The 2,758-nt window shown below is 75.7% G+C and carries 2 protein-coding genes and 1 pseudogene; 2 read left to right on the top strand and 1 reads right to left on the bottom strand.

Annotation, left to right across the window (positions count from 1 at the left end; all coding sequences use genetic code 11):
- A pseudogene (locus tag J7E97_RS31505) lies at positions 1-193 on the bottom strand (hypothetical protein); the annotation flags it as partial.
- 550 nt (positions 194-743) lie between these two features.
- Here J7E97_RS31505 and J7E97_RS31500 point away from each other — a divergent pair.
- Positions 744-1,157: a GNAT family N-acetyltransferase gene (locus J7E97_RS31500; protein WP_215034387.1), complete on the top strand. Its 414-nt coding sequence runs from the start codon at positions 744-746 to the stop codon at positions 1,155-1,157.
- 99 nt (positions 1,158-1,256) lie between these two features.
- Complete coding sequence (locus J7E97_RS31495; protein WP_215034385.1) at positions 1,257-2,651, top strand: S8 family peptidase; 1,395 nt, start codon at positions 1,257-1,259, stop codon at positions 2,649-2,651.
- Positions 2,652-2,758 lie beyond the last annotated feature (107 nt).

The following is a 2,758-nucleotide window of genomic DNA, read 5'->3' as shown; positions in this document are numbered from 1 at the left end:
GCGACAGGATGGCGGGTAGGTGGGCGGCGGCGTGAGGGGTGTAAAAGGAGAGCGGCGGTGGGCGGTGGGCGGTGGGCGGTGGGCGGTGGGCGGTGGGCGCGGCGGAGCGTCGCGGGCGCGGGGCGCGGGGCGCGTTCGGTGCCACGAACCGCAGCCAGTGCACGCTCGTGAACTCGGCCACCGCCGCGGACATTGAGCACGGCACGGCTCCTGCGTGCTCCGGGTGGTCATCGCGCCCAGGTCTCAGCCCGTCCGGGCGGCTCCCAGCGCGTTCATCTCGGCATGGGCGGGGGTGTGCCCCGCAGCGGGGTGCCGACGGAAACACCGCCCGAGACGCCGGCCGAACCGCAGGCCGAGGTCCGCCCGGACTGCCGCCCGGACTGCCGCCCGAGCGCTGCCCTAACCGCAGGCTGAACCGCAGGCCGGCTCGTTCTCGTACGCCTGGTTGCGGCCCTCCGCGATCACCTTGCCGCGGTGTCTGTCAGGACCGATCCGACCGCCGCCGCGATCCGGGCAGATGACGGTCCTTCGGAGCGGCCACCAGCGACCTGGGGGTGCGGCCCGCTCCCGGGCCGCCGGCCGCGCCACCGGCGACCTGGGGGTGCGACCCGCTGCCGGGCCGTCGGCCGACGGCCGTCAGGGCCTCGCGGGGGCGAGTGTTCCGCGCGCCGGTTCCGGCGTTGCGCGCCGTGTCGTGTCGGAAGGGAGCGGCCGTTGGTCGTCCGGCCGTTATCGTCACCGCCATGGACATCCGACCCGCTCGCACTCTCGCCGAACTGCAAGCCGCCGAGGGGCTCTTGGACGGGCCCGCGCGCCCGGACTGGTCGCAGCGTTTCCTCGACGCCCCCGGGCACCTGATGCTCATCGCCTACGTGGACGCAGTGCCCGCCGGGATGGTTTCCGGCATCGAGATGAGCCATCCCGACAAGGGCACCGAGATGTGCCTGTACGAGCTCTCCGTCGACGAGGGCTACCGGCGGCGCGGCATCGGCCGCGCCCTGACCCTGGCGCTCGCCGCCGAGGCGGAGGCCCGCGGCTGTTACGGCATGTGGGTGGGCGTCGATACCGACAACGAGGCCGCGTTGGCCACCTACGACGCAGCCGGCGCCCATGACGAGGGCGTCTTCGCGATGCGCGGCTGGACCATCGCGCCGTAGGCCGTCCCTTGCGGATCTCGCCCCTCGCGCGGGCGTGTCGCGGGGCCAGTCGGCGCACCCTCCGCGCGGGCGACCCGCGGCTCACCGAGCATCAGCCGCATGACCGCATTCACCGCCCTGCTTCCGGCCGCCGCTCTGCTGGCGGTGGCCACCGCCCTGCCTCCCCACGCCGCCACCAGCGCAGCCGCAGCCGCCACCGACGCCGAAACCGCCTTCGCCCCCTACGTCGTCGTCCTCAGGGACAGCGCCTCGCGCGCCTCCGCCCGCGCCTCCACCCGCGCCCTCGTCGCCGAGGCCGAGGCGTCCGGCGACCGGGTCGGGGCCGTCTACGACACCGCCCTGAACGGTTTCGCCGTGCGGACCACCTCCGCCCGCGCAGCCGAACTCGCCGCCGATCCCCGGGTGGCCTCCGTCGAGCCCGACGCCACCTTCCGGATCGACGGCGCCCCCACGCACGGGACCCGCACCCATGGGCCCCGTACTCTCGGGACCCGCACCCTCGCGACCCGCACCCTCGCGACCGGCACCGGCACCGGCACCGACGGCGACGGCGACGGCGACACCACCGGCAACGACCGCACCGACCGGACCGACCCCGGGACCGCCGACGGCGCCGCCGGGCTGCCACTCGTCCAGACGTCCGCGCCCTGGGCCCTGGACCGGCTCGATCAGAGCGCGCTCCCGCTCGACGGCTCGTACGCCTACAGGACCAAGGCGGAGGGGGTCACCGCGTACATCGTGGACACCGGGATCAACACCCTCCACCAGGAGTTCGGCGGCCGCGCCCGGACGGGCGCCACCGCGGTGTACCGGGAGGGCGTCACGGACTGCAACGGCCACGGTACGCACGTCGCCGGGACCGTCGGCGGGGCCACGTACGGGGTCGCGAAGGGGGTCTCGCTCGTCGCCGTGAAGGTCGCCGACTGCCGCGGCGACGCAAGCCTGTCGGCCATCACGAGCGGCATCGACTGGATGGTGAAGGACTCCCTCAAGTCCCCCTCCGTCCCGGCCGTGGCGAACATGAGCCTGGGCGGCGGCCACAGCTTCGCCCTGACCCGGGCCGTCACGCGGGCGATCGCCGCCGGGATCACCTTCACCGTCGCGGCCGGCAACTCCGGCGAGGACGCCTGCACCGGCTCGCCGTCCGGCATCCGGCAGGCGGTCACCGTGGGTGCGACCGACATCGAGGACCGGCGGCCCAAGTTCTCCGACTACGGCCCCTGCGTGGACTTCTCGGCCCCGGGCGTGGCCGTGGTCTCGGCCTGGAGGGGTTCCACGACGGCCACCGCGCGGGCCTCCGGCACCTCCATGGCCGCCCCGCACGCGGCGGGCGTCGCCGCGCTGGTGCTCGCGGAGGGCCTGGCGGCCGGCGGCCCGCGCAAGACGCCCGCGCAGGTGGCCGAAACTCTCCTACGAAGCGCCGTGCCGGGCCGCATCACGGGCCTCCCGGCCGGGTCGCGGAACCTGCTGCTGCACGTCCCGGCCGCCGAGTAGCCCGTACGGGGACACCCGCCGGCGGCGCCATCCGAGCCCCGGCGGGCGGCCGCCGGGGCTCGGGGCGGACCGGCACCGACCCGTTCCAGGCCCGACCCGACCCGACC

Origin of the sequence: Streptomyces sp. ISL-66 (assembly GCF_018614135.1) — a bacterium.
Classification (GTDB): domain Bacteria; phylum Actinomycetota; class Actinomycetes; order Streptomycetales; family Streptomycetaceae; genus Streptomyces.
Note: the sequence above shows the minus strand (reverse complement) of the source record. Positions and strands in the feature narration are given on the sequence as shown.